Origin of the sequence: uncultured Pseudomonas sp., assembly GCF_943846705.1 — a bacterium.
GTDB lineage: Bacteria > Pseudomonadota > Gammaproteobacteria > Pseudomonadales > Pseudomonadaceae > Aquipseudomonas.
The window spans coordinates 611,211-637,287 of record NZ_OX044366.1 but is presented as its reverse complement, the minus strand read 5'-3'; the positions used below and the strand labels follow the sequence as shown (position 1 = coordinate 637,287).

The window sequence follows — 26,077 nt, the reverse complement described above, 5'->3', positions numbered from 1 at the left end:
TCCAGAGCCGGTGGCGGTGAAATCATTGGGGCCGACAAATCCAGTGTAGATAACGACCTAGGCCGGCAAAGCTGGGATGGCGTCGGTAGGCCAGCTCCATTTCCAGCAGGTCGATCAGCTCGGCCTTGGCCTGGAACGGCTGCGGCATATAGTCGTGGAACACCCGTACACCACTCTGGCTTTCGACTCGCCAGCTCGGTTCAAGTTGCGCTGTCAGCTCGCGTGGATCAAGCGGCATTTGTGGGGTCAGGCTTTGTTTCTCGCCGGCGAACTCGGCTTTGCGCAGTTTGCGGAAGTGCCCTTTGAGCAGGTTGCGGTAGATCAAGGCATCCTTGTTGTAGAACGCCAGCGATAACCAGCCGCCCGGTGCGCACAGCTGATGCAGCACCGGCAAAATACTGTGCGGCTCGGCCAGCCATTCCAGTACCGCGTGGCAGATCACCAGGTCAAAGGGCTGCTCTAGTTGGCCGAGCAAGTCCTGCCATGGGGCTTGAATAAAGCTAGCCGGCTGGCCGGCGGCGGCAAAGCGCTCGCGGGCGCCGGCCAGCATCGGCGCGGCGGGTTCGGCCAGGGTCACCTGATGGCCGCGCTCAGCCAGCCATAACGACATATGGCCCAGCCCCGCGCCGATATCCAGCACCCGCAGCGGGCGGTCGGGCAAGGCTTCAGCCAGGTCCGCCTGCAGCACGGCGAGGCGAATCGCGCCCTTGGCGCCGCCATAGATCTTTTCCGCGAAGCGCGTGGCCATTTCATCGAAGTGCCGATCAGTCATTGTGCGCTGCCCCTAAAAAGCGGTTTTCGTTGTCGGCCAGTTTGGCGCGCACCACTTGCTCCATATCCAGGCCCAGCTCAGCGCAGAGGAGGATCAGATAGAGCACGATATCGCCGACTTCCTGGCCGGCATGCGCGAGTTGTTCGGCGGGCAGCTGGCGTGACTGCTGCTCGGTCAGCCACTGGAAAATCTCCACCAGCTCGGCCATTTCCACGCTGGCGGCCATGGCCAGGTTCTTCGGGCTGTGGAAGGGCCGCCAGTCGTTGCGATCACGAATGGCGTGCATGCGGGTGGTCAGTTCGGCGAGGTTCATCAGGCGCTCCAGTCAACAGGCGCATAGCTTCGGGGGTTCATCGACGCTGTGCAAGCGGCGGCTAGATCGCTGTTGTTGAGTGCCTGCGCTGGCTGGTCCCGGCTATTGAGCGAAGTAAGTGACCCAGAAGTAGTAGGCGGTCATGCCGCTGCCCACGCCGATCACCAGCAGACGCAGCAAGCCGGCAGGCAAGCGTTGCCCCAACGCGCCGCCGACATAACCGCCGACTGTCGCCCCGACCAGCAGAATCACCAGCTCATACCAACTGACCCGCCCGGCAATGATAAAAGTGGCGGTGGCCACGCTGTAGATCACCGCTGAAATCAGGTTTTTCAGCGCGTTGGCGCGGGCCAGTGGGTGGCCTTCGATGGAGAAGGCCGCCAGCTGCAAAATACCCATGCCGGCACCGAAATAGCCGCCATAAATTGACACGCCGACGTGGGCGGCAAGCGACAGGGGTGTGTGCGGTGGCTGCGCGGCTTCGGCGCGCCGCGCCGCCAGCCAGCGGCTGAGCCAGGGGCTGGCGGCAAACAGGCTGGTGGCGGCCAGCAGCAACCAGGGAATCAGCTTGGCAAATACCGCATCGCCGCCCACCAGCAGCAGCAGACCGCCGAGCAAACCGCCGGCCAGGCCGGCGGCGAGCAACGGCACTAAATAGCCGCCCAAGGGCCGCAGTGAGGCCCGCGCCGCCCAAGCCCCCGCCAGGCTGGCCGGCCACAGCGCCACGGCATTGGTGGCGTTGGCGGTTACTGGTGGCAGGCCGGCGGCGAGCAATGCCGGGAAGGAGAAAAACGTGCCGCCACCGGCCAGGGCATTCATCCCGCCGGCGGCAAAACCGGCAAGTACCAATAGCAGAATATCGGACACAGGCATGGCAATCGCTCGCACAAAAAAGGCGCAGCATACCCAGCCCCGTGCGGTTCGACCATGTCGATCAAGGTCGTAGGCGTTTTCGTTAGCTGCGTTTGTGCAGCACATACAGGCGCAGCATGGCCACGCCCGGGATAAAGTCGCGGTGGCCGCCGATGCGAAAGCCCGCCTCAGTGAACTCGCGCTCAATCTGCGCCCGAGGCTGAACCTGGCCGTTGCGCGGGCTGAGCGCGGTTTGGCGCGCCGCTTCGAGGTTGCCATCGACCCAGACTGAAACGATCACACTGTCGCGCGTGACCCGGTTGAACTCGCGCAGCAGGGCCAGCCGGCGCTGTGGATCGTCGACTAGATGCAGGGTGTGCATGCAGAAAATACAGTCCACGGCATTGGCCCCCAGGTCAATCGCCAGCAGCGAGGTTTGCAGGGGGTGAACCCGGCAGGCGAGGGCCGGCGCAAGCCCTGCCAGTGCGGCTGTCAGGCGCTCAGTAGTGGTCTCGGCGGCAATCACCACACGACTATTACTGGTGTGCAGCAACGGCCAGAAGCCGTCGGCGGCACAGGGCAGGTCGAGCACCAGGCTGGGCTCGTCGGCTAATTTCAGGGCGCTGCTGATCAGCTGCCGGGCGCGCCACTGTGCCGCACGGCGGACCATGCGGCTCAGCATGCGCCTGGCGGACGATTGGCCCACCCCGACGTTTGGCAGGTGTGGCGTGCTGTGCGGGTGGCTCGACATAGGGCGGTCCGGGGGCTCGCGATCACGGCTGGGTTATGGGCTGTTGTGCGCGGCGGTCTGCCCCGCGCTGGGCTGCGTGTTGCCGACCCCGGCGGTGTTGCTCAACAGGCTCTGGGTGGCGACTTGCAAAAAGGCCTGCAGGCGCGGCAGCAGGTGCTGTTGCAGTGCGGCGTTGTCGAGGGCTTGCACGCCTGCGTGCTCATGCAGCTTGTAGTCATACAGGCGCGGCGCGCCGTCGCGCGGCTGAATCAACAGGTTGGTCCCGGACACCAGGGCGACGGTCTGATCGCTGCCGGAGGGCTTGATCACGCCTATGCCCGGATCGGCCGGGTCCAGCGCCAACAGGTCGCGGCCCCAGCATTGCTGCTGCACCGGGCCGCCAAGCCGACCCATGATGGTCGGCACGATGTCCAGCTGGGTGCCGGCAATGTCATTGCGTGTGCCGAACTGTTCCTGAATACCCGGGGCAATCACCAGCAGCGGCACGTGGAAGCGATACAGGTCGATGTCGCTGAGCTGCTCGGGGCTGCCAAAGCCGTGGTCGCCGACGATCACGAACAGGGTGTCCTTGAAGTAGGGGGCTTTACGCGCCTTCTCAAAGAACTGGCCCAAGGCCCAGTCCGAATAGCGCATAGCCGTGAGGTGTTCGTCGTTGGAGCCGAAGCCGCTGACCGGCGCCACCGGCAGTGGGTCGGGCAGGGCATAGGGGGTGTGGTTGGACAGGGTTTGCAGCAGGGCATAAAACGGCCGCTGGCGATCCAGCTTGCGCAGTTCCTGGTCGGCGCGGGCAAACATGTCCTGGTCGGAAACGCCCCAGGTCGGGTCGGAAAACACCGGGTCGACGTAGTCATTGCGGCCAATAAAGTGGCTCATGCCCTGGTTGCCGAAGAAGCCTTTCTGGTTGTCCCAGCCAAAGTCGCCGTTGTACACATAGAGGTCGTCATAGCCGCGCTCGCCGAGCAACTGCGGCAGCCCGGAGAAGTTATTGGCCCCTTCCGGGCTTTGCATCAGGTACTCGAAGCCCGGCAAGTTGGGGAAGCAGGCCATGGTGGCGAACATGCCCTGGTGGGTGTGGGTGCCGTTGGAGAAGTAGCGGGTGAACAGCAGGCCCTCCTCAGTCAAACGGTCGAAGTTCGGAGTGATAGCGCCTTGGCCGCCGAGCGCGCCGACATAGTGGCCGGCGAAACTTTCCATCAGGATCACTACCACATTGCGCACCGGCAATTGCAGCTGTGGCTTGGGCGTACTGATACGGCGGATCGCCGCTTGGTCGGCGTCGATAAGCTGATCCTGCGGGGTCAGCAGCATCTGCCGCACCAGCGCTTGGGCTGCGTCTGCGGGCAGGCTGGCCTTCCATTGGTTGTCACGGTGATCGGACCAGCGCGCTTTGCCCGCATCGATCAGGCTCAGGGTGCCGTTGAGGCCCAGTTGGTTGGCGAACACCGACTCGGTGGTGCTGGCGTCGCCCCAGCGCAGCGGTGGGCCCTGGCGTAAGGTGCCGCGCGCCGAGACGACGGCGAGCAGCAGGCACAGGGTGAACACGCTGATGCGCCAGTACCAGCGCTCGCCCGCAACTGGCGTGAGGCTTGGGTCGGCCGGCGGTGCCAGGCGGTGGATGGCTTGCAGGGTCTTGAACAACAGCCAGCTGGCCAGTGCCCAGGCGATCAGGTAGCGGCCGACCGGGAAACCATGCCAGAGCATGCTCAGCACGGTGCCAGGGTCTTCGCCGAGGTACTGAAACACCAGCGCATTGAGACGCTGGTGAAATTCGCGGTAGAAGTCCAGCTCCAGCACGCCGAGAAACAGGGTCAGGCTGGCCACTGCGCTGAGCCAGATCAGTTGCCAGGTGCGCGCGGCCATCAAGCGCCGGCTGCCCATCACCAGCAGCAGTGGGGCCAGGGCAAAAACCACCAGGCGCAGATCAAAACGCAGGCCGTTACCGAAGGCTTCAAGCAGGTCGCGGGTGCTGGTGTCGCCGATCAGCTCATGGTTGTAAACCAGTAGCGCCGCACGCAGCAGGCTGTACATCAGCATCAGCAGAATGCCGCTCAGCGCCGTGAACAGCAGGTGTTGCTGCAAACCGTTGCGGCCTGAGGCGGAGCGGGTAGAGGTGGCGGGCATCAATCAATTTCCTGTCGGGTGGCGTTGCAGGCTCAGCACGCGGTTGCGGCCTTGTTCGGCGAGTAGGTAATGACCCGGGCGGGTTTCAATCAGGCTTTGTGCCGAGCGCAGGTGCGACAGCACCGTGTGCAGTTGGCCGTCCGGGGCAAGGCGTAGTAGGCGCGCCATGTGCGTGGCGTCTTCGGTAATCCACAAGCCCTCGCTGTTGCACAGGAGAAAGCCGGGTTGGTTAAGGCCGCTCAGCACCACGCTGTCATGGCCTTCTGCATGCAGCTGCGAGACCGTGCCGTTTTTCTTCTCGCTGTAGAACAGGCGGCCATCGGGGCAAGCGCTAATGGCTTCGGCTTGATCCAGGCCGGTGCGCAGCACCAGGGTGGTGTCGCTGACCGGGTCGTAGCGCAACAAGCGCCCATCGCCGTGGCGGTCCTCAATGGCATAGAGGTACTGGCCATCATTGGCGAGGCCTTCGACATTGCTGCCGGCGAACAGTTCGACGGTGCGTTCCGGGGTGCGCCAGAGTACGGCTTCATCGCCTTGCTCCTGGCTGAACACTACGCCGCCACGGTAGCTGATCATGCCGTCGGGCTTGGACAGGCCAGCCTCGACCGGCTCAAGGCTGCCGTCGGCGCTGTAACGCAGAATACGCCCCTCGCCGCTTTGCAGCTCTTCGCTGAGCAGCAAGCCGCCTTCGGCATCCAGGGCTATCGCGCTGACTTTCTCGATGCCGTCGAGGAACACCGCATAGCGCCAGTCCGTTTCCGCTACAGGTGGATACAGGTGACGCCAGCCCATGTAGGCGAACGTGGCAAGCAGCACCATCAGCGACAGCTGCGCCACCAGCAGGCCGCTGCGTTTACCGCTCGGCTTGAGCGCATTGAGCAGGTCGGCGGGCGCGGACAACGGCTTGTCGAGTAAGGATGTGGGCAGCATGGGCAATATCCATCGGTAGGCAGTGCTGCATCCTAGAAGCCGGGCATTCAATTTCGCGTCAAAAGAGTGTGAAAAATTCGTGAGTCGCCGGCGGCTCAACAATGGCCGGGCCTTGCGTGTTTGCACGGGGTTGAAAGTCGAAAGCTAGCGGATAAAACGCGACAGTTTTTTCACATATCGCCGACAGGCGTTTCACAAGCGCCTGAGTAGATTCGCTGCAGTCTTGTTATCTACTCGGGTGCGCTGTGAGCGAATCGATTGTGAAGCGGTTGGCCGTAAGCCGTAACGTGCTGACCATGCTGGTGGCGTTGTGGTTGATGGTCAGTATGAACCTGCCGTTCTGGCATACGGTCTGGCAGGGCGTGGGCGGCATGAGCAATGACAGCCCGCTGTTTTTGCTCAGCCTGCCGCTGTTTGTGTGGATCTGGCTGTACGTGCTGCTCAGCCTGCTGGCCTGGGGCCGTCTGACTAAACCGGTGCTGTGCGCGCTGGTGCTGGTGTCGGCCGGGGCCAGCTACTTTATGCACAGCTACGGCATCGTCATCGACTACAACATGCTGACCAACGTGCTGCAGACCGATAGCGCCGAAGCCAGCGAATTGTTCAATGGCCGTCTGCTGCTCTGGCTGCTGTTGCTGGGTGTGCTGCCTGCGCTGTTGATCAGCCGTATGCCGACTCGCGCCCTGACGTGGCGGCGCGAGCTGGCGGGCAAGCTGGCGAGCATGGCGGCGCTGCTGGGCGTATTTGCCGTGCTGGTCATGAGTCAGTACCAGCCTTATGCCTCGTTGATTCGTAATCACCGCGAGGTGCGCCTGATGCTGGTGCCGTCGAATGTGGTGGCGGCGGTGCACGGCTACCTCAAGCGTGAACTGGCCGCGCCAGCGGTGCTTGAAGTGGTGGGTGCCGACGCGCATCGCATCAGCGTGGTCAGCACCCAGCAGCGGCCGCGCGTCACCGTGTTGGTGGTGGGTGAAACGGCGCGTGCGGCGAATTTTTCCCTTAACGGTTATGCGCGGCCGACCAACCCGGAGCTGGCGCAGCGCGACGTGATCAACTTCCCAAATGCCTCCTCCTGCGGTACGGCCACGGCGGTGTCGGTGCCGTGCATGTTCCAGGACCTCGGCCGCGCCGATTACAAGGACGCGATGGCCAGTAATCGTGAAGGCTTGCTGGATGTGTTGCAGCGCGCCGGCGTCGGCGTGCTCTGGCGCGACAACAATTCCGGCTGCAAGGGCGCCTGTGATCGGGTGCCCCGTGAGGATGTATCGCACCTCAACCTGGCTGAGTTCTGTGACGCAGGTGAATGCCACGACGCGGCGCTGCTGCATAACCTGCAGACCTACCTCGACAGCCTGACGCGTGACAGCCTGGTGGTGCTACACATGAAGGGCAGCCATGGCCCGGCCTATTACAAACGCTACCCCGCCGCCTTCGAGCGCTTCACCCCGGTGTGTAAAGAGGTGCAACTGGATCGCTGTGACAGCGCCAGCATCGTCAATGCCTACGACAACAGCCTGCTCTACACCGACCATGTGCTGGCCGCCACCATCGACTTGCTGCGCAGCAATGCCGCGCGCCTGGACACGGCCATGCTGTACCTGTCGGACCATGGCGAATCGCTGGGCGAGCACGGCATGTACCTGCACGGTGTGCCCTACGCGATGGCACCGAGCGAGCAAACCCATATCCCCATGCTGCTGTGGTTCTCTGATGGCATGCAGCGCAGCAGCGGTATTTCCGCCGACTGCCTACGCCAGCAGGCAAGCCAGCCGGTGTCGCATGACAACCTGTTCCATTCGCTGATCGGCCTGATGGGGGTGCGTACTTCGGTTTATCAGCCGCAGCTGGATATCTTCCACGGCTGCATGCCGACCACTGTGGCTCAGCAGGTTGAGCACAGTGACCTGCGTGCCGACTGACGCAGAAACAGATGATTCGCGAGAGGTGATGTGATGCACGCTGCCCATGCTGTAGAGCCCGCGCTGAATAAAGTGCCGGCGGTGACACTGGTGTTCTGGTTGATCAAGATTATGTCCACCACGGTGGGGGAAACCGGTGCCGATTTTCTGATTTTCAAACTGCATGTCGGCCTGCCCGTCACCACCCTGATCATGGGTGCGCTGTTACTGCTGGTCATGGCCGTGCAGTTACGTCGCGCGCAGTACGAGCCCTGGGCGTACTGGTTGTGCGTGGTGCAGGTGAGCATCTTTGGCACGCTGCTGACGGACAGTTTGGTCGACACCTACGGCGTGGCGTTGACCAGCACTACGGTGTTTTTCAGCGTGGCGTTGGCACTGACATTTGCGCTTTGGTATGCCTGCGAACGCAGTTTGTCGATCCGCACCATCTATCGCGGGCGACGTGAGTATTTCTACTGGCTGGCGATCCTCATGACCTTTGCTCTCGGCACGGCGGCAGGCGACTGGGTGGCTGAGGAAATGCGCCTGGGCTATGCCGTGTCCGCGCTGTTGTTCTTGGCGGCGATTGGCTTGGTGGGCGTGGCGCATTACCTGTTCAAGCTCGGCGCGGTGCCGAGTTTCTGGATGGCCTACATTCTCACCCGACCGTTTGGCGCATCCTGTGGCGACTGGCTGTCGCATTCGGTGGCCAAAGGCGGGCTGGGCCTGGGTGTGGTCGGCACCAGCGAAGTATTTGCGGTGATTATTGTTGGCCTGGTGGCGTTGCTGACCTGGCAACAACGCCGTGCGGCGCTCTCTGCAACGCGGCGTTAATGGCTGCGCGGAACTGGGTGTGCAGGCGCGGCGTGGGGATTACTTGATCGCCTTGAGCACCACAAACTTCGGCGTCGCTGCCACCTGCTCGACGCCGCGGAACAGGCGCTTCAGCTTGGCGTGGTAGCCCAGGTGGCGGTTGCCGACTATCCACAGTTCGCCGCCTGTCACCAAGGCGGCGCGGGCCTGTTGGAACATGCGCCAGGCGAGGAAGTCGCCGACCACCTGTTGCTGGTGGAAGGGCGGGTTGCACAGCACCAAGTCCAGCGAGTCCGCAGGCTGTTCGGCCAAGCCATCCTCTGCGCGGATGTCTACTGGCCGTTCACCAAGGGCGGCGCGCCAGTTTTCCTCAGCGGACTGCACGGCCATATAGGATTCATCCACCAGCGTCAGTTCGGCCTGCGTGCTGCCCAGGGCGTAAGCGATAGCGAGCACGCCATTGCCGCAGCCGAGATCGGCCACGCGCATGCGGCTGAGGTGTTTGGGCAGGTGCGGCAGGAAGGCGCGGGTGCCGATATCCAGGTCTTCGCGGCAGAACAGGTTGGCGTGGTTGCGCAGCTCAATCGCGGGTTTATCCAAGCGGTAAGCCGTGGGGTAGGGCGATCGCGCCGCTGGTTTAGCTTCTGGCGTGGCGAACAGCAGGCGGGCCTTTTTCACCGCCAGCGAAGCCTGCACCGGACCGATGTAGCGCTCCAGCAGATCACCGGCGGCGCGTGGCAGGTGTTTGACCATGGCGGCGGCAATCACCTGTGCGCCAGGCGCGAGCTGGCCGTGCAGGCGTATCAGCTGCTCCTCCAGCAGTGCCAGGGTTTTCGGCACGCGGATCAGCACCAGATCAAATGGCCCCTGCGCGGTGGCACTGGCCGGGACAAAACGCACGGCATCTGCCGGCAGCTGGTTGCGCTGCAGGTTGACCTGCAAACCTAAGTGGCCGAGGTGCGAGTCACCGCTGCTGGTGATGTGCGCCTGACCGGCGAGGCTGGCCGCCAGTGCGCCGAAACTGTCATTCAGCACTAACACTCGCGCAGCGTCAGGCTGCCCGTGCTCATGCACATGGTTGAGCAGGTATTCGTCGGCGGCATCGAATGCCTGCAGCGGCTCATGCAGCTGGTCGGGTTGGCGAATCAGGTCGAGTTGGGCGAAAGGCGTAACGAATATAGGCATATAGGCTGCTGGTGTTTGTTCGAGGCGGTTTGCGGGACACTGGGCTGAGGTGTCACCAGAGTGGAGCCAGTATGACTGCCAGCGAAGACAAGTTCACCCAGCAAACCCTGACCGATATTCAGGTTTGGTCGCCCAGCCTGTTCAGCCTGCGCTGCAGCCGCGATGCGGGGTTTCGTTTTCGCGCCGGGCAGTTTGCCCGCCTGGGCGTGCAAAAGGCCGACGGCACCTGCGTCTGGCGGCCTTATTCGATGGTCTCGGCCCCGCATGATGAATTCCTCGAGTTTTTCTCCATCGTCGTGCCGGGCGGCGAGTTCACCTCCGAGCTGAGCCGGCTGCAGGTCGGCGATAGTTTATTGGTGGAGAAACAGGCGCAGGGCTTTCTCACCCTCGATCGATTTGCCGATGGCCACGATCTCTGGTTGCTCGCGAGTGGTACCGGCCTGGCGCCTTTTCTGTCGATTCTCCAGGGCCTGGAGGTGTGGCAGCGGTTCGAGCGGGTGGTGTTGGTGTACAGCGCGCGCACGGCCAGCGAACTGGCCTACCAGCCGCTGATTGAGGGGCTGATGCAGCAGGAGCATTTGCAGGAATACGCCGAGCGTTTCGTTTATCTGCCGTTGGTGACCCGCGAGCAGGTGCCCGGTTGCCTGGGCGGACGGATCACCACCTTGCTGGCGAGTGGCGAGTTGGAGCGCGCTGCTGGGTTACGCCTGGACCCGGCTCATTCGCGGCTGATGATCTGCGGCAACCCGCAGATGATCGACGATACCCGCGCGCTGCTGAAGCAGCGCGGCCTGCAACTCAGCCTGACGCGGCGGCCGGGGCAGGTGGCAGTGGAGAACTACTGGTAAGTGCTTTCACTGGCGATGGCCTTGACTCGGCTTTCCCAGCGACGTTTGGCAAAGCGGCGCATATTCGGGATGTCATCGGTTTCATCAAGGATCGCCTTACCAATGATGGTCTCCATGATGTCTTCCAGAGTGACCAGGCCGCGCCAGCTGCCGAATTCGTCATAGACCAGGCACATGTGCTGACGCTCCTGCATTAGCAAGGTCATCAGGTTTTCGACGTTCATGGTTTCCAATACCACTTTGAGTGGCTTGAGAATGCTGGTCACGAGTTCGTCGTCATTCTCAGCGGACAGCGCGTCATAGCGGAACACCATGCCCAGCGGCGACTCATTGGCGTCGATCACGGGGTAGCGAGAGAACTGGCTTTGCTTGATTCGCAGCTTGAACGCACTGATCGTTTCGCCTGGCGTCACGGACTCGCAGACGATGCGCGGGGTCATGATGTCGCGTAGCTTGATGTCGTGCAGGTCGAGGATATTGCTAATCACGCGTTGCTCGTCCTCATCCAGTTGGCCAGATTCGCGGCCTAAGAGTGTCAGCGCTTTAATTTCCTGGCGGATATCGTGCTCGGGCTCTTTACCGCCCAATAGACGCATGATCGAGTCAGAGAGAAAGATAAAGGGCTTGAGTAAGAGGATCATTGCGCCCAGCAGGCCAGGTAGAAAAGGCGCCAGTGTCCGCCAGTAACGTGCGCCAATGGTTTTGGGCAGGATTTCTGACAGCACCAGAATCAGTAAGGTCATAACGGCCGATGCCACGCCGAGGTAGCCATCACCAAAGACCACGGTCACTTGAGCTCCGACGCCGGTTGCGCCCACGGTATGGGCCACAGTATTCAGCGTAAGGATCGCGGCAAGCGGTTGATCGATTTGGTCTTTTAGCGCTTTCAGCCGCTCATAAAGCTTGGGCTTGGTTGCCCTCTGCTGGACGATATAGCTCGGTGTCAGCGAGAGCAGTGCGGCTTCGAGAATGGAGCAGATAAATGATACGAGGATGGAGAGAACAGCAAACGCCAGTAAGAGTGTCATTGGGCTGGGTGTGTGGCTAATGGGCGCTTAATGTACCTGACCACGCGGCACATTCGCGTTTTGCTGGGGCAGCAAGCTGCAACAAATCATGTACATGCCAGGGACCCCAGGCCCCGGGCATGTACTGAGCCGACTTACTCCTTGCCTTGCTGCGCCTTGAGTAGGTCACGGATTTCGCTGAGCAGCTGCTGTTCCTTGCTCGGCGCGGCAGGAGCAGCAGGGGCGGCCTCTTCTTCGCGCTTGAGCTTGTTGATCACCTTGACGCCCATAAAGATGGCGAAGGCGACGATCACAAAGTCGATGATGGTCTGGATGAACTTGCCATAGCCGAGGGTCACTGCCGCCACATCGCCTTCGGCGGCTTTCAGCACAACGGCGAGCTCAGAGAAATCCACCCCCCCGATGAGCATGCCCAGCGGAGGCATGATCATGTCGCCGACAAAGGATGAGACGATCTTGCCAAAAGCGGCGCCGATGATGATGCCCACGGCCATGTCGACCACATTGCCCTTAACCGCAAAGGACTTGAACTCGCTGATTATGCTCATGTTGTTTTCCCTAAGTAGATGAGGCGGGGCTGGTTTAAGTTTGGGTGATGGCAGTTTGCCGGCTAGATTTTAGGTCGTTAAGTGCGCGTCTGGAAGGGATCCGAACGCCGGTTTGGCCAATAGGTGGCTCTGCAATAGCGCCATGCCCATTGCCTGCAATGTACGCAGCTTGCCCAGGCTTTCAATGCCTTCGGCAATCACCTGAATGTTCAGTTTGCGGCACCTCTCCAAGCTCGTCTCGAGCAGAATCTGGCGTACGCTGTCTTGGTCGAAGTCCTGCGCCTGCTCATGCGTGGTGATCGCGACGGTGAGGCGCTCAGTGGTGAGCCTAGCACTTGGCTGTCACGGCAAGTCACGCATCCGGTTGTTGTACGCGAGGCCTGTTCTCGTGTGTGTTGCGATAGCTGGGCAAGAGAGTAGAAGTTGGCTGGCACCTTCATTTCAGGTGCGGCGGCAGAGCAGGCATGACTGGGCTAGGCTCAACCCAGGCCCACCATGAGGATGCCGTTATGCCACTGGAACATCACCCGTTGCACCGCGAGTTTTCCGAGTTCAAGACGCAGTTGCACACCTTGCTGTCCAGTGATGGGCATTTCGTGCGCTTGGCCGAGGAGTACGAAGAGCTGGATAAGCGCATCTATGAGGTTGAAAGCGGGCGCGTGGCCATGGATGAGATTCTGCTGCTCGGGTTGAAGATGCAGCGTGTCAGCCTCAAAGACGAACTCGCCGTATTTTTGCGTAACGTGCCATAGCGTTGCGGCCTGCCGACGCGCGTCGACCTTAAGGGTGAGCTGTCGCGGCAGCTCAAGTTGGCGGCTGTGGCAGAGGCAGCAACGCTTAAGCGCTCTAAGCTTGTTTGACTGTAAATATATCCAGCTATTTCGTATGATCCGGGCTTAGTTTTTATAGGAGTCCGGCATGGCCAAGGCCAAGCGCATGTATGGCTGCACCGAGTGCGGCGCGACCTTTCCCAAGTGGGCCGGCCAGTGCGGCGAGTGCGAGGCTTGGAACACCCTGGTTGAAACGGTGCTCGAAGCCCATGCGGCCACCCCAAGCGGGCGCGCAGGCTGGGCCGGTGAGCAGGTGCAGATCAAAACCCTGGCCGAGGTCAGCGTCGCCGAAGTGCCGCGATTTTCCACCGCCTCCGGTGAGCTGGATCGGGTGCTCGGCGGCGGTCTGGTGGATGGTTCAGTGGTGCTGATCGGCGGTGATCCGGGCATCGGTAAGTCAACCATCCTGTTGCAGACCCTGTGCAATATCGCCATTCGTTTTCCCGCGCTGTATGTCACCGGCGAAGAATCCCAGCAGCAGGTGGCTATGCGCGCCCGCCGCCTGGGTTTGCCGGAAGACAAACTCAAGGTGATGACCGAAACCTGCATCGAAAGCATCATTGCCACCGCGCGCCTGGAAAAGCCCAAGGTGATGGTGATCGACTCGATCCAGACCATCTTTACCGAGCAGCTGCAATCGGCTCCCGGTGGCGTTGCCCAGGTGCGCGAGAGTGCGGCGCTGCTGGTGCGCTTCGCCAAGCAGAGCGGCACGGCGATCTTCCTGGTGGGCCACGTGACCAAAGAAGGCGCGCTGGCCGGGCCGCGTGTACTCGAGCACATGGTCGACACGGTGTTGTATTTCGAGGGTGAGTCCGATGGTCGCCTGCGCTTGTTGCGTGCGGTAAAGAACCGTTTTGGCGCGATCAACGAGCTGGGTGTGTTCGGCATGACCGACAAGGGCCTCAAGGAAGTCACCAACCCCTCGGCGATCTTCCTCACCCGCGCCCAAGAAGAAGTGCCTGGCAGCGTGGTGATGGCCACCTGGGAAGGCACCCGGCCGATGTTGGTGGAGGTGCAAGCGCTGGTCGACACCAGCCATATGGCCAATCCACGCCGGGTGACGTTGGGCCTGGATCAAAACCGCCTGGCTATGCTGTTGGCCGTGTTGCACCGGCATGGCGGGATTCCCACCTATGACCAGGATGTGTTCCTCAACGTGGTTGGCGGGGTCAAGGTGTTGGAAACCGCCTCCGACCTGGCACTGATGGCCGCGGTGATTTCCAGCCTGCGCAACAAGCCGCTGGCGAATGATTTATTGGTCTTCGGTGAGGTGGGCTTGTCGGGTGAAATTCGCCCGGTGCCGAGCGGTCAGGAGCGGCTGAAAGAGGCTGCCAAGCACGGCTTTAAGCGCGCCATCGTGCCCAAGGGCAATGCGCCGAAAGATCCGCCTCCCGGCTTGCAGGTGATTGCCGTGACGCGTCTGGAGCAGGCGCTGGATGCGCTGTTTGAATAACTGAACGGTGAGGTATTAAAAAGGAGGACGAGGCCTCCTTGGGTTTTACTGCTCTTCGCCGAGTGCGGCGAGCTCGCGTTCGAGCAGGCCCTCATCGCCGAGGTTGAGCTCCACCAGGCGGCGTAAGTGACTGATCGAGTCGAGGTCGATATGCCGGCAGACAAAGCCAAGCAAGTCTGCCTGGATGCGGGTCAGCACCACTTCCATCGTCACGCGGGTGTCATCGGCCAGTTGGATGCTGGCTGTAAACGGCTGATTAGGGTCGCCGTTCCAGTCGTCGGGACGTTTGGTCAACAGGCCCTTCAGCGAAACGTCATGCAGCTCGACTGCCCAACGCCGCTGCCCTTGCACAATCTCGGTGGGGGCGTCGAAAGCGATGCGGTGGAAGCGCCGCCGCTCATTGGCTGTATCGCTCATGCAAATAAACTCCTGCGAGGTTTCAGCCACTATAGCCAAGGCCACTGCCAATGGCTTGGTTTTATCGGCGTGACGATGCCGTATGTGTGCAGGCTAAACCTTAGCGTTGGCGCTAAATGCGGCCCTGCAGCGTTACCCAGTGGCTGCCTGGGTGTTTATGAGGCTCGAAAGCGCGCAATCGTATAGCGGGCGATCTCTGCCAAGTCATCGTGCTTAACAAACAGGCCGTCTGAAGCCAAGTGGGCCAAGCCATGCATGGCCGCCCAAAGTAATTGGGCAAGGCGCAAGGTGTTTTCACTGCTGGGCAAGTCACCGGCCGCTTTGAGTAAGTCAAATAACTGCACGTATTGGCGGAAGCAGTCTTTCGCGTAGCGCTGAAATTCATCAGTGTCTTCGTGTGCGTGTTCGGCGCGCCAGAGAGTCTGGCCGAACATCAAGCGGTACAGCGCGGTGTGATCAAGGGCGAAGTTCAAGTAGCCCAATACGGCTTGATACAGGCGTTCATCCAGGCTCAATGTCTGATCATCGGTGACGATGGCGAGTATTTGATTGAGCCGTGAGAAACCCTCCTCACCAATCGCCGCCAGTAACGCCTGTTTGTCTCTGAAGTGGTGGTATGGCGCTTGCCGTGACACGCCAACTTCTTCGGCCAAGCGGCGGAGCGAGAGGGCATCAAAGCCTTCGTTATCCAGCAGCTTGATACTGGCCTCAAGCAGGCTTTGGCGCAGGTTGCCGTGATGGTAATCCGATGTGCTGCTGCTCATTACTGCGCGTTCCCCGCTAACTTGACAGTGTCAGGATGGCCCTTATATCTTGACGGCGTCAATATGTGGCCAATATACCGCCCTCTCTAAGGTGCCTCTATGTCTTACAAAAGTTTTAACGTCAGCCTGAACGATCGCGTCGCTCACGTGCAGCTTTGTCGCCCAGATGCGCTCAATTCGATGAATACCGATTTTTGGCTTGAGCTGCCGCAGTGCATGCGCGAGATAGAGGCCTCGGGTGAGGCGCGGGCCATCGTTATTTCCTCCACCGGCAAGCACTTCTCTGCGGGCATGGACTTAGGGGTATTCACTAACCCGAAAGCCGTTCCTATGGGCGGTGATCCGGGCCGCATGGCGGAAAACTTGCGCCGCACTGTCCTGCAACTGCAAGCCACCCTCAGCTCCCTCGAAGAGATCCGCGTACCGGTGCTGGTAGCGATTCAAGGCGGTTGCATCGGTGGCGCACTGGATATGGTTTGCGCCGCAGATAGCCGCTATTGCAGCGCCGACGCCTACTTCACCATCAAGGAAACCGAGCTGGGTATGACGGCGGATGTAGGCACCTTGCAGCGCCTGCCCAAGCTGCTGCCGCAAGGGGTGGTGCGCGAACTGGCCTACACCGGCCGCAAATTCAGCGCGGCCGAGGCCAAGGCGCTGGGTTTCGTCAATGAGGTGTACGAGACTCAGGAGGCCATGCTTGCAGGCGTCATGGCCATCGCCCAGCAGATTGCCCAACATTCACCACTGGCAGTCAGTGGCTGTAAGGAAATGCTCAACTACAGCCGCGACCACAGCGTAGAAGACAGCTTGAAGTATATGGCCACCTGGCAGTCCGGCATGTTCCGCCCCAATGACATGCTCAAAACCTTCCAAGCCAAAGCCATGAAAACAGCCCCAGCCTTCGATAACTTGTTCCCGGTTAAAGAACTGTTTTCCGAATAAGCACTGATCAGCACCTGCTGGCTGGGTTTCAGGCACCTCTACATAGGCGCATAGGCGTGTGTAGAGGTGCCTTTGCCGGCTTTGGCGTCTGCCTGGGCGTGACGTGGATATTGAGGCGAGCCTTGGCCTGGAGGCTATCGTTCCTGGGTTTTGTACGCTTGGCTGGTTTTCTTCAGGCAATAAAAAAGCCGGCTTGTGGGCGGCTTTTTCAAATATATAAGTATTTGATTAATATAATATTATTTTTTAATAATATATTTGTCCCCCCACTTGTCCCCCCATGCCAATTTTACGTGACAATATCCGCTCCTTGGGTGCATGGACAGTTGTGTTGGGCGCCTTCGACTGGTCATGGTGGTTATGCCGTTGCTAAGAGCGCTCTGCTCTCAGCTAACTCCCCCAAAGCTCAATACGGAAAAACTCTCGGCAGGCTTGGCAATCCTGCTCCCCACTACCCGGCCTGATCGGGGGGGCGGCAGTGGGCAATGCTGCATCTATTGATATAGCTATTAGCTATCTATTCAGCGCCTTCAATAGTAAGTAACAATATTCCTGCTCAGCATTGGCTACAAACACAGGAAAAGGAGAGCGGTTAAAAAATACACATCACGTACTTGGTATGAGTTCAACCAGCCAGGTACCCATCATGAGCAACCGGAATATTTACACTCACCTCTCTCAATCCGATATTGCCCTACAGATTGAGTCACTAGTCCAGGCCATCGAAAAGTCCGACACACCGGCATTTCGCATAACGCAAAGCCGCTCAGGTTACGAGCGCGTCGAGCAGACCAGACTCTCCCGGCATTTCACCCGCATTCAACAGATGATCGACCTTTTTGATGATCGCGTTGAGTACAGCTACAGCGAGCACCTGCAGGCGTTCAGCGAGGCATGCCAGGACATACGCCTTGAGCGTCATCCTGATGGTCCTGCCTGTCTGAATGAACGGGGTACGGCTTACCTCGACCACCACCACAGCATGAACGTCCTAGTCGCACGGATTCGTCAATTGACCCGTCAGCGGTGGTATCAGCGTAGGCCTGGGGATCGTCGCTTTGAGGCCCGTAAGCAGGAGAGGGAGATCGTTGAGTACACGGATGCTGTGAGGAGCCTTTACTCGCGTACTACGATCATCAGAGTCAATCTTTACTACCGTTCTGAAGCTCAGGCCAGGCTACGAGCGGAGCATGTCTTTGATGACCTGCAGCAGTTGGTTACCGCGCATAAACGTAATCCGATCTTCGAACATCTCATTGGCTACATCTATGCGGTGGAGCAGGGGGATCGTCAGGAAGGGAGGGGCTATCACATCCATGCAGCTTTCTTCTTCAATGGCAATGTGGTGTGCCGGGATGTCTGGAAGGCGATTGAGATCATCGATTTGTGGGAGGAAATCACGCGTGGTCAGGGCTATGCCCATAGCTGCAACCATGACAAGGAGCAATATGGTGAGAAGCGTGGCATCGGTCATATCGAGAGGGGAAATCAGGCGATACGGCCCCATGTACACGAGGCGATGAAGTATCTCGTCAAGGATAGCCAGCACCTGCTCTTGAGGCCTGAGGGTGCTCGATGCCTGCGGACGGGGCAGCTGAAGCGTCTCCGTCGAGGGTGAAGGTGTCTGAAAACCGCTGCCTTGCTAGCGACCTTGCAGAGGCCGCTACGAAATCCTTTGGTGTCTGCTTTCCTTATCGCGCGCCATGGCTGCTTAGGCGTGCTGGCTGCTGCGCTGTGGGTGAGTTCTTTTCTCAACGCGCAGGCGGAGCCCCTCACATTTCATATCTTCAACCACTGAAAAGCCCCTTTGATATTGCAATTACGAAGATGTAATTTTCGCTTCACTTTGATGACAGGTGCATACGTTTATATTTCCACTACAACCTAAGTAGAGGGATTAAACGTGAACATTCTTAAAGCAGTATTGGCGGTATCGGTTATTTCTGCATCGTCCCTGGTTATGGCCGAAGGCGGTGGTGATCGGGTCTATGGTCGAATGATTCAAGACAACGAAAGAGCGATGCAGGAATACGCTGCTGCTCGTGGCAAGACTCCGCCCGAGGTGACTCACTATCGCTACGGCATGAAGTTGGACATCGCTAAGGTCGTACATACGAGCCCTACAGGCTCCGGTTGCGAGGTAATGCCGGCTCAGATGACCTATGAGGACTCTAACGGCGATTTACAGACTGTTGAATATCGAGCGATGGGTACAGCTTGCCGCAACCAAAACTGAGCTATATAGGAGCTTACAGTTCACTGACTTAAAAGTAATTTTCAAGTCACCCTGATGTTATTTGGCATGTGGAAGTATGGCGCAAGCGCGCACGGGCTATGCCTGGCGCGCTACGGCAACTACTACAAGAAATCTCCCAGAGATAAAACTGCCAAATAATTCAGGAGCGTCACATGAATAATAAACCCCTGTTCTGCTTATCGCTGATAGCTCTGTGTATCGGCACCGGGCAGGTTGCCATTGCCTCCGAAGAAACGGCTGAAGGCTTCGTCGAGGGCAGCAGTTTCACCATTCTGAACCGCAACCTCTACTTCAATCGCGACTTTCGTAAGGGGCAGTCGAGCAGCACAGGAAATGGTTACTCGGAAGAATGGGCCCATGGAATCATCGGGCAGTTTGAGTCTGGATTCACCGAGGGTACCGTTGGCTTTGGCATCGACGCGTTTGCGATGCTGGGCCTAAAACTCGACTCTGGTGATGGGCGATCCGGCGCAGGCGGCTCCGTTGATGTGATGCCATACAACAGCGCAGGGCAACCCGAGGATGACTACTCCAAGGTGGGCGGTGCAGTTAAAGCCAGGTTCATGGATACAGTCATCAAAGCTGGCGACGTTTTTCCTGTCAGCCCCGTCGTTCAATACGGCGACTCGCGGCTCCTGCCCGAAAGCTTTCGCGGTATCACCGTGGCCAACAGCAGTATTGACGGCTTGGCACTGCAAGGTGGCCGCCTGCATTCAATGAGCGAGCCCAACTCAAGCAGCATGCGCGATGGCTTCGCAACGTTCTATGCCGGCTCCGTCGACTCCCCCTGGATCGCCTATTTTGGCGGCGATTACTCGGTCAACGGCAACATTGGCATCAGTCTCTATACCAGTCGTCTCAAAGATGCATGGAACCAATACTACGCTGGCACCACGTTGAGCTATCCACTTTCCGATGATGTCACCCTAATCGGTGGGCTCAATTACTACAAAGCTGTCGATGAAGGGAAACAACAACTGGGTAGCTTCGATAACAACATCTGGAGCGGCAAGGTCGGAGTGCAATTCGGTGCCCATACCGTCTCGGTTGGTGTTCAGCGTAACAACGGCGATGACGACTTCGATTATTTGCGTCAGTCCGACTCGATCTACCTGGATAACTCCATCCAGTACAGCGACTTCAACTCGCCCAAGGAAAAATCCTGGCAGGTGCGCTACGACTTGGACATGGAGCCTTTTGGTGTGCCCGGCCTGAGCTTTATGACCCGTTACGCGCAGGGCTGGGATGCGGACTACACCAACGCCAACGAGGTGTACATGCGCCGCGATGACGATGGGAATCCGCTGACCAACCAAAAGCGTTGGGAGCGAGATATCGAAGCCAAGTACGTCGTGCAAGCCGGCTCAATGAAAGACATGTCTTTTCGTATTCGCCAAGCGACTACCCGTGCAACAGATTTCGAATCGGACCTGGATGAGGTTCGTCTTATCGTCGAATACCCGCTCGAAGTGCTTTAAAGCGTAATCGGCGAGTGCCTGCGGGCACTCGCCTTGCTCGGCCGCTGTCTCCTTTAGTGCTCCTTTGGTTTGGAGACGGCCTTCGGCACCCTCGGGTGCCTTTTTTTTGCGCAATTTTCAACGGTTTTGACCGACCAGACATCGAAGCTAAGTGGCTCGTAGCGACCCAGAAGTGAAACTCACAGATATGTACTGAGTATGGAGTTTGAAAAGGGCGAAGGACTAAGCAGTCATGATTCCAAGCACTCGGCCTATAAAAGAGTGAGTGCTCGGTTTTAGCGGGGTGTTGTGGCTCAATGATTCTGGACACCCCGATAGGGCGTTATGCTTCGCTCAGCAATGAGGTGTTACTTCGCGGGATAGTCGGCAATCACTTGTTCAGTACCTGCCTTGGTCAATCCGATCACCTGATAGGCGTGCTGGGTACCGCCAACTTCCATACCCGGCGACCCAGCCGGCATCCCAGGAACGGCGATGCCAGCCAGATCATCACGCTTAGAAAGTTCGATGACCTGCGCGGCTGGCACATGGCCCTCGACGAATTTTCCGTCGATTACGGCGGTGTGGCAGGACGCCAGTCGGGGTGCAACGCCGAGTCGCTGCTTCACCGAGGTCATGTCGAGCTCGACATGGTCGATGACGTTGAAGCCATTCGCTTCCAGGTGCGAGATCCACTTCTTGCAGCATCCGCAATTTGCATCACGGTGTACGTCGATTGTCAGCGGGTCAGCTGAATGAACGGCGGAGGTCATAAACAAGGCGGCCAGCATCGCCACTCGCGCGCCTTTACGTTTAGCTGTCATGGAGGTGCTCCTTGCCATCGGCGTGGGTGTGGTTTTTGGGCGCGGCGGTCGGGGCCTGCTCCTGTTGAGTTGGCTCTGTTGCGTGATGATCAGCGCCACCCTGCGCTTTCTGGGCATCCGCCGCATGGTGGTCTGCGCCGCTATCTGATGGTGTCATATCTGCTGCGTGGTGATCCGTACTCTTCGCCGAATCGCCATGATGACTGGCACTTGCGTTCGCTTTTGGGCTATCTGGAGCATGATGATCTGGCGCAGCTTCAGGCTCGGCATGATGATCCGACTTGGCGCTGCCATGCTGGCCTTCGTGGTTATGCATCTGGGTCTCGCCACCGCCATGCTCGTGACCACCGCTCGATGCAACCAGTGCTTGATACTGCTGGGCATCCATTTTTGGTAACTGGTTGAGGAATGCGACCATGCCCCAGATGTACGGGTCGCCCATGCTCTTGCCCCAAGCCGGCATGCCAGTGGCCTTGATGCCATGTTTGATCACCCAGAACGCGGCGGCTGGACTGCCATCGATACCAACCTTCACGAGGTTAGGCGGAGCGGGGTAAAGTGCTTGGCTTAGCTCAGTTTCCGCGACGCCCGGTGCCAAATGGCAGCCGATGCACATCGAATTGTAGTTGCCTGCGCCAGCTTTAATCAGCGCCTCGTCATTCAGGTTAGGCACCTCAATGTTCTTGGCGCGTACTTCGATGGAGCGGTCTCGGGCCATCGCCAGGAATGCATGCACTGCTGGGAAGTGAGGGTCATCGGCCCCCACGTTGATCAGGCCCATATAGGCCACAGCACCTATCGCGAAACTTCCGACTACGCTCGCCGCCACCAGGGTTTTAATTGTTTTTTTCATGTCAGGCTCTTCAGGTTCTCAAAACCACATCCGAATACCGGCAACCAAGCGTGCCTCTTCAACATCCCCGCCCTCATCGCGCACTAAGTCGGCAGTGTTGCCGTAGGAGCGACTCCAGGAAACGCCGATGTAGGGTGCGAACTGGGGAATGATCTCGTAGCGCAGACGCAAACCGACCTCAGCATTGGCCAGGCCTGACCCTATGCCGCGCTCGGGATCGTTCTTGCCGTAGAAATTCATTTCTGCGGTAGGCTGGAGGATCAGACGGTTGGTCAGCAGGATGTCGTAATCGCCTTCTAAGCGTGCAGCCGTCTGGCCGTTTTCGCCGACAAAGGCGGTGGCCTCAGCCTCGAAGGCGTATAGCGCCATACCCTGAATGCCGAAGGCAGCCCAGGTCTGTGGCGACTCTGGTTTGAAGTCCTGGCGAACCCCCGCGACTACATCCCACCATGGGCCGATTGAGCGGCCGTACAGGGCCTGCAGCTCAGCGTCCTCAGTGACACCATTGGTGCGTTCACCCTCGGAGCGCAGCCACAAGCGATTGATGTCACCGCCAATCCAGCCGGAGGCATCCCAGGCCAAGGTGCTGCCTTCATCGGCATCCTGGTATTCGAGTTGGTCGAGCAGGAAAAAGCTGTTGATGGCGCTGTCGTGAACCTTGTGCCCGGGTAACGGCGGAAACGCGGCTTCACGGTCCGCATCTGTCAGAACCGGGATAGGCGTGCGACTGGTCGTTCTCGGGGTTACAGCGGAACCATGGTTCATCTTTGTATGATCCATACCCTCCATCTGCCCTTGCATGGCGCCGTGACCCATCTTGCTGTGGTCCATAGCCGGAGCTTTTTTTGGGGGCTGGCTTTGGCTGTGACCCATCTGGCTATGATCCATGCCCGGCATCGGCTCTTTGGCAGAGCCGTGGCCCATTGCCGAATGATCCATTTCTTCTGCAGCGTAGGTTAACCCGCTGCTAAGCATGCTCAGCGACACTGCCAGTGCTATTAGGGACGGGTGTAAAAGCTTAGTGGTCATGGTTCGAACCTGCTTCGGCTTCGGTGCCGCCATGCTTATCCATCATGTTTTCGTGATCCATGCCGCCTTGAGTCATATCCCCATGATTCATGGAACCATGATCCATTTGCTGACTAGCAGGAGCCGATTCCTTTGCTTGCGCGGCATTTCTTTCACCTGCGGCTTCAGACGCAGGTACTTCAGCAGCATGTTGTTCGTGCTCACTGTGACCTGCACCGGCCAATGACAGCGGAACATACAGAGCAGCCAAAAGGCTCAACATAGCAGCGCTGCTAACCAGGGCTTTTCGCTTCATTAAAGTGCTCATCAGATATCTCCTTTACTCATCCACACGAACTTCACGGAACATGCCCATTTCCATGTGGAGTAGCAGGTGGCAGTGGTAGGCCCAGCGACCCAATGCATCAGCCGTTACTCGATAGCTGCGTTTGGAACCTGGCGGCATGTCGATGGTGTGCTTTCGAACCATGAAGTTGCCGTTCGCATCCTCCAGATCACTCCACATGCCGTGAAGGTGGATGGGGTGCGTCATCATGGTGTCGTTGACCAGCGTGATGCGCACGCGCTCGCCGTACTTAAGGCGCAATGGCTCGGCATCCGAAAACTTGATGCCGTCGAATGACCAGGAAAATTTCTCCATGTGCCCGGTGAGGTGCAGCTCAATGGTTCGGCTGGGCTCACGGCCGTCCGGGTCGGGAAAGGTACTTTTCAAGTCGGAATAGGTCAGTACGCGACGACCATTACCACGCAGCCCGATGCCCGGATCGTCCAGCTTGTGGGTCGGGGTCATGGTCTGCATGTCGACCAGCGGGTTATTGGTTTCAGAGGCTGGGTGCGCTTGCATTGCTGCGCCTGCGCCCATCCCGGCCATGCCTGAGTGGTCCATGCTGGCCATTTTGCTGTGATCCATGCCCGCCATGTCACCTTGCATGGCACCAGGGATCATGCCAGCCATCTTGCTGTGGTCCATGCCGGCCATGTCACCTTGCATCCCGCCAGCGCCCATACCGGCCATCTTGCTGTGATCCATGCCGCTCATGTCGCCTTGCATGCTGCCATGGTCCATACCCGCCATGCTGCCGTGATCCATACCCATGTCACCCATGGCGATCAGGGGGCGAGGATCCGTTTCGGGTACTGCAGCGCTCAAGCCCTCTCGTATAGCCAGTGTGCCTCGGGCATAGCCGGTGCGATCCATGGACTGAGCAAAAATGGTGTAAGCCTCTTGCTCGGCGAGCTCGACAATCACGTCGTAGGTCTCGGCAACGGCGATACGGAACTCGTCGACACTGACCGGGCTTACGTACTGGCCGTCGGCGGCCACCACGGTCATCTTCAAACCGGGGATACGTACGTCGAAGTAGCTCATCGCTGAACCGTTGATAAAGCGCAAACGGAGTTTTTCACCCGGCTTGAAAATACCGGTCCAGTTGCCATTAGGTGCCTGGCCGTTCATCAGGTAGGTGTAGGTATAGGCGCTGACGTCGGCGAGATCGGTGGGGCTCATCTTCATTTCAGCCCACATCTTGCGATCTGCAATTGTTGCCGACCAACCTTGCTCGCTGACGTCGTTGATAAAGTCGCCAACGGTGCGTTTATGAAAGTTGTAGTAGTCCGACTGCTTTTTGAGCTTGGCCAATAACCGGGTTGGGTCCTCATCGGTCCAGTCAGTCAGCATCACCACGTAGTCACGGTCATAGCTGAATGGCTCAGGCTCTTTGGCATCGATGACCAAAGCGCCGTAAACGCCGATCTGCTCCTGCAACCCCGAGTGGCTGTGGTACCAGTAGGTACCGTTTTGATTGACCTTGAACCTGTACTCGTACATGCCATCGGGCGCGATGCCGTGGAAGCTCAAGCCAGGTACACCATCCATGTTGGCGGGCAAAATGATGCCGTGCCAGTGAATCGAGGTGTCTTCGGCCAAGCGATTTTTCACCCGCAACGTGACGGTGTCACCTTCCTTCCAGCGCAAAATTGGCCCTGGAATAGACCCGTTAATAGCCATCGCGGTGCGGGTTGCGCCGGTTATGTTTACTGGCGTTTCACCAATGAACAAGTCGAAGTCGGTGCCAGTCAGTACGTTGGGTTGGCCTGGGCTGGTCACCGCCCAAACGGGCGTGCGCCACAAGCCAAGGCCTCCGAGAATGCCGGTGGCTGCCAGGCCTTTAACGAAGGTTCGTCTTGAGCTTTTGTGCATACCGTTATGTCCAATCAGTTAGAGGTACCAGGGTAAACAACCGTGACTTTAGGTTGATTGTCAGCTTCATCCTGGGAGGGTTTTCCTATCAGCCTTGCCTACTGCCGTGATTATTCAACTCAATCCGACAGCAAGCTTGAGAAACTGCCATATCTCGACCGGCTAAGTGATTACATTTCTGTCAGGTTGGCCTGTACTAGCAGTTGGCGTGGTCGGCTGTTTGGGTTTTATTGCCTGCAACCGGAGACTCTTTTTTCTGTTGCTGGGCCAGTTGATAGGCTTCCATCGATACCTTGCTGGCCTGTTCCATGCGAGCAAAAGTACGATCAGCACCGCCTTCGGCCATCGCCAAGGAAGAAGCGGTAAGCGCGATAACCACGAACAGGGTTTTGATTGATTTCATCTTGGCGTTCCTCGATTCAGTTCAGTTCGCCCGGTGACCCAAGGTGGGTCGTTATCGGGCGTTGAGCTTCAGGCTCGAAGTAACCTTAACCAGAGCGCCCTGTCATAAACCTGAGCTGAACATTACAGTTCTGTCAGGTTGCTACTTCTCTCTTGTCGAGTCTCCACGGGCCTCTGTAGTGTCTACTCATGCCCGTTTATGAAGCCTGTGCGGATTCGTTTTATGGCATGCCCGGCAGCGATGCCTAAGCTTCTTCCGGTCAGTGGCGCTAACTAAATAGTCCTGACCCCCACACAACGCTCAAGAGAGATAGCCACTATGTCGACGAAAAATACTGTTGCTACCGGTGCTGCATTGGCGCTGGTTGCCGCCAGCCTATTCGCCACCCTGCCGGTTCAAGCGGCTCAGGACGCGAAAACAGCCGAAGTGAAATGCTTTGGTGTGAATGGCTGCAAAGGCCAAAACGATTGCATGACTGCGAAGAACGCCTGCAAAGGCCAGGGGGAATGCAAAGGCCAGGGCTTCAATTTGATGACCCAAGAAAAATGCGATGAGGCCGGTGGCAAAACCAGCGAGTAAGTCCATCCAA

At 58.9% G+C, this 26,077-nt stretch carries 28 protein-coding genes; 10 read left to right on the top strand and 18 right to left on the bottom strand.

What is annotated here, in order from left to right:
• Window positions 1–22: 22 nt before the first annotated feature.
• From Q0V31_RS03090 to Q0V31_RS03065, 6 genes are all read right to left on the bottom strand, one after another.
• The gene (locus Q0V31_RS03090) at window positions 23–772 is read right to left on the bottom strand and encodes a methyltransferase (protein ID WP_298184387.1); all 750 of its coding nucleotides are present in this window, start codon (window positions 770–772) and stop codon (window positions 23–25) included.
• Window positions 765–1,085 (bottom strand): nucleotide pyrophosphohydrolase, encoded by a 321-nt coding sequence (locus Q0V31_RS03085; RefSeq protein WP_298184385.1) that lies wholly within the window; start codon window positions 1,083–1,085, stop codon window positions 765–767. The genes Q0V31_RS03090 and Q0V31_RS03085 overlap by 8 nt, the downstream gene beginning before the upstream one ends.
• Before the next feature lie 102 nt (window positions 1,086–1,187).
• Window positions 1,188–1,958, bottom strand: a complete 771-nt coding sequence (locus tag Q0V31_RS03080) for a sulfite exporter TauE/SafE family protein (RefSeq protein ID WP_298184383.1) — start codon at window positions 1,956–1,958, stop codon at window positions 1,188–1,190.
• 82 nt (window positions 1,959–2,040) lie between these two features.
• Window positions 2,041–2,688 carry a class I SAM-dependent methyltransferase gene (locus Q0V31_RS03075; RefSeq protein ID WP_298184381.1) on the bottom strand — a complete coding sequence of 216 codons (648 nt, stop codon included), beginning with the start codon at window positions 2,686–2,688 and terminating at the stop codon, window positions 2,041–2,043.
• A 33-nt stretch (window positions 2,689–2,721) separates the two neighbouring features.
• Complete coding sequence (locus Q0V31_RS03070; RefSeq protein ID WP_298184380.1) at window positions 2,722–4,809, bottom strand: LTA synthase family protein; 2,088 nt, start codon at window positions 4,807–4,809, stop codon at window positions 2,722–2,724.
• Between the two features lie 3 nt (window positions 4,810–4,812).
• Entirely contained in the window at window positions 4,813–5,739 is a 927-nt protein-coding gene (locus Q0V31_RS03065; protein WP_298184378.1) for a hypothetical protein, read from the bottom strand.
• A gap of 245 nt (window positions 5,740–5,984) precedes the next feature.
• Here Q0V31_RS03065 and eptA point away from each other — a divergent pair, with 245 nt between their 5' ends.
• Both eptA and Q0V31_RS03055 read left to right on the top strand, forming a co-directional pair.
• Window positions 5,985–7,658, top strand: coding sequence for a phosphoethanolamine transferase EptA (eptA, locus tag Q0V31_RS03060; RefSeq protein WP_298184376.1), 1,674 nt, complete (start codon window positions 5,985–5,987; stop codon window positions 7,656–7,658).
• A gap of 33 nt (window positions 7,659–7,691) precedes the next feature.
• Window positions 7,692–8,471 carry a hypothetical protein gene (locus Q0V31_RS03055; RefSeq protein WP_298184375.1) on the top strand — a complete coding sequence of 260 codons (780 nt, stop codon included), beginning with the start codon at window positions 7,692–7,694 and terminating at the stop codon, window positions 8,469–8,471.
• Window positions 8,472–8,510: 39 nt separating this feature from the next.
• Here the strand turns inward: Q0V31_RS03055 and Q0V31_RS03050 are convergent, their stop codons facing one another.
• Window positions 8,511–9,635 carry a class I SAM-dependent methyltransferase gene (locus Q0V31_RS03050; RefSeq protein WP_298184373.1) on the bottom strand — a complete coding sequence of 375 codons (1,125 nt, stop codon included), beginning with the start codon at window positions 9,633–9,635 and terminating at the stop codon, window positions 8,511–8,513.
• 71 nt (window positions 9,636–9,706) lie between these two features.
• On the opposite strand from Q0V31_RS03050, the gene Q0V31_RS03045 reads away from it, so the two are divergent.
• A complete protein-coding gene (locus tag Q0V31_RS03045) occupies window positions 9,707–10,483 on the top strand; it encodes a ferredoxin--NADP reductase (protein ID WP_298184371.1) in 777 nt (258 codons plus the stop codon).
• On the opposite strand, the gene Q0V31_RS03040 is transcribed toward Q0V31_RS03045, so the two are convergent.
• The 3 genes from Q0V31_RS03040 to Q0V31_RS19690 form a co-directional block, all read right to left on the bottom strand.
• Window positions 10,474–11,511 (bottom strand): CNNM domain-containing protein, encoded by a 1,038-nt coding sequence (locus tag Q0V31_RS03040; RefSeq protein WP_298184369.1) that lies wholly within the window; start codon window positions 11,509–11,511, stop codon window positions 10,474–10,476. The genes Q0V31_RS03045 and Q0V31_RS03040 overlap by 10 nt on opposite strands.
• 134 nt (window positions 11,512–11,645) lie before the next feature.
• Window positions 11,646–12,059, bottom strand: coding sequence for a large-conductance mechanosensitive channel protein MscL (gene mscL / locus Q0V31_RS03035; protein WP_298184366.1), 414 nt, complete (start codon window positions 12,057–12,059; stop codon window positions 11,646–11,648).
• Between the two features lie 69 nt (window positions 12,060–12,128).
• Window positions 12,129–12,359: an EAL domain-containing protein gene (locus tag Q0V31_RS19690; protein WP_366915229.1), complete on the bottom strand. Its 231-nt coding sequence runs from the start codon at window positions 12,357–12,359 to the stop codon at window positions 12,129–12,131.
• Window positions 12,360–12,568: 209 nt separating this feature from the next.
• Here Q0V31_RS19690 and Q0V31_RS03030 point away from each other — a divergent pair, with 209 nt between their 5' ends.
• Together Q0V31_RS03030 and radA are read left to right on the top strand one after the other, a co-directional pair.
• A complete protein-coding gene (locus tag Q0V31_RS03030; protein ID WP_298184364.1) occupies window positions 12,569–12,811 on the top strand; it encodes a DUF465 domain-containing protein in 243 nt (80 codons plus the stop codon).
• Between the two features lie 166 nt (window positions 12,812–12,977).
• The gene (gene radA / locus Q0V31_RS03025) at window positions 12,978–14,342 is read left to right on the top strand and encodes a DNA repair protein RadA (protein ID WP_298184363.1); all 1,365 of its coding nucleotides are present in this window, start codon (window positions 12,978–12,980) and stop codon (window positions 14,340–14,342) included.
• 45 nt (window positions 14,343–14,387) lie between these two features.
• Here radA and Q0V31_RS03020 read toward each other — a convergent pair whose 3' ends face one another.
• Window positions 14,388–14,759, bottom strand: coding sequence for a PilZ domain-containing protein (locus Q0V31_RS03020; RefSeq protein WP_298184361.1), 372 nt, complete (start codon window positions 14,757–14,759; stop codon window positions 14,388–14,390).
• Between the two features lie 155 nt (window positions 14,760–14,914).
• Window positions 14,915–15,523: a TetR/AcrR family transcriptional regulator gene (locus tag Q0V31_RS03015; RefSeq protein WP_298184359.1), complete on the bottom strand. Its 609-nt coding sequence runs from the start codon at window positions 15,521–15,523 to the stop codon at window positions 14,915–14,917.
• 99 nt (window positions 15,524–15,622) lie between these two features.
• On the opposite strand from Q0V31_RS03015, the gene Q0V31_RS03010 reads away from it, so the two are divergent.
• From Q0V31_RS03010 to Q0V31_RS02995, 4 genes are all read left to right on the top strand, one after another.
• A complete protein-coding gene (locus Q0V31_RS03010) occupies window positions 15,623–16,465 on the top strand; it encodes a crotonase/enoyl-CoA hydratase family protein (RefSeq protein ID WP_298184357.1) in 843 nt (280 codons plus the stop codon).
• 646 nt (window positions 16,466–17,111) lie between these two features.
• Window positions 17,112–18,083, top strand: coding sequence for an inovirus-type Gp2 protein (locus Q0V31_RS03005; RefSeq protein WP_298184355.1), 972 nt, complete (start codon window positions 17,112–17,114; stop codon window positions 18,081–18,083).
• 285 nt (window positions 18,084–18,368) lie between these two features.
• The gene (locus Q0V31_RS03000) at window positions 18,369–18,701 is read left to right on the top strand and encodes a DUF2790 domain-containing protein (protein ID WP_298184353.1); all 333 of its coding nucleotides are present in this window, start codon (window positions 18,369–18,371) and stop codon (window positions 18,699–18,701) included.
• Window positions 18,702–18,874: 173 nt separating this feature from the next.
• On the top strand, window positions 18,875–20,200 hold the full coding sequence (locus Q0V31_RS02995; RefSeq protein WP_298184351.1) for an OprD family porin: 1,326 nt from the start codon (window positions 18,875–18,877) through the stop codon (window positions 20,198–20,200).
• Window positions 20,201–20,547: 347 nt separating this feature from the next.
• Here the strand turns inward: Q0V31_RS02995 and Q0V31_RS02990 are convergent, their stop codons facing one another.
• The 6 genes from Q0V31_RS02990 to Q0V31_RS02965 form a co-directional block, all read right to left on the bottom strand.
• Window positions 20,548–21,003, bottom strand: coding sequence for a DUF411 domain-containing protein (locus Q0V31_RS02990; protein WP_298184348.1), 456 nt, complete (start codon window positions 21,001–21,003; stop codon window positions 20,548–20,550).
• A complete protein-coding gene (locus tag Q0V31_RS02985) occupies window positions 20,993–21,856 on the bottom strand; it encodes a cytochrome c (RefSeq protein ID WP_298184346.1) in 864 nt (287 codons plus the stop codon). The genes Q0V31_RS02990 and Q0V31_RS02985 overlap by 11 nt, the downstream gene beginning before the upstream one ends.
• A gap of 18 nt (window positions 21,857–21,874) precedes the next feature.
• Complete coding sequence (locus Q0V31_RS02980; RefSeq protein ID WP_298184344.1) at window positions 21,875–22,885, bottom strand: copper resistance protein B; 1,011 nt, start codon at window positions 22,883–22,885, stop codon at window positions 21,875–21,877.
• Window positions 22,875–23,192 carry a hypothetical protein gene (locus Q0V31_RS02975; protein WP_298184342.1) on the bottom strand — a complete coding sequence of 106 codons (318 nt, stop codon included), beginning with the start codon at window positions 23,190–23,192 and terminating at the stop codon, window positions 22,875–22,877. Before Q0V31_RS02975 ends, Q0V31_RS02980 begins: the two co-directional genes overlap by 11 nt.
• Window positions 23,193–23,204: 12 nt before the next feature.
• Window positions 23,205–25,085: a copper resistance system multicopper oxidase gene (locus tag Q0V31_RS02970; RefSeq protein ID WP_298184340.1), complete on the bottom strand. Its 1,881-nt coding sequence runs from the start codon at window positions 25,083–25,085 to the stop codon at window positions 23,205–23,207.
• A gap of 196 nt (window positions 25,086–25,281) precedes the next feature.
• Window positions 25,282–25,488: a co-regulatory protein PtrA N-terminal domain-containing protein gene (locus Q0V31_RS02965; RefSeq protein WP_298184338.1), complete on the bottom strand. Its 207-nt coding sequence runs from the start codon at window positions 25,486–25,488 to the stop codon at window positions 25,282–25,284.
• Between the two features lie 318 nt (window positions 25,489–25,806).
• On the opposite strand from Q0V31_RS02965, the gene Q0V31_RS02960 reads away from it, so the two are divergent.
• A complete protein-coding gene (locus tag Q0V31_RS02960) occupies window positions 25,807–26,067 on the top strand; it encodes a hypothetical protein (protein ID WP_090250697.1) in 261 nt (86 codons plus the stop codon).
• Window positions 26,068–26,077 lie beyond the last annotated feature (10 nt).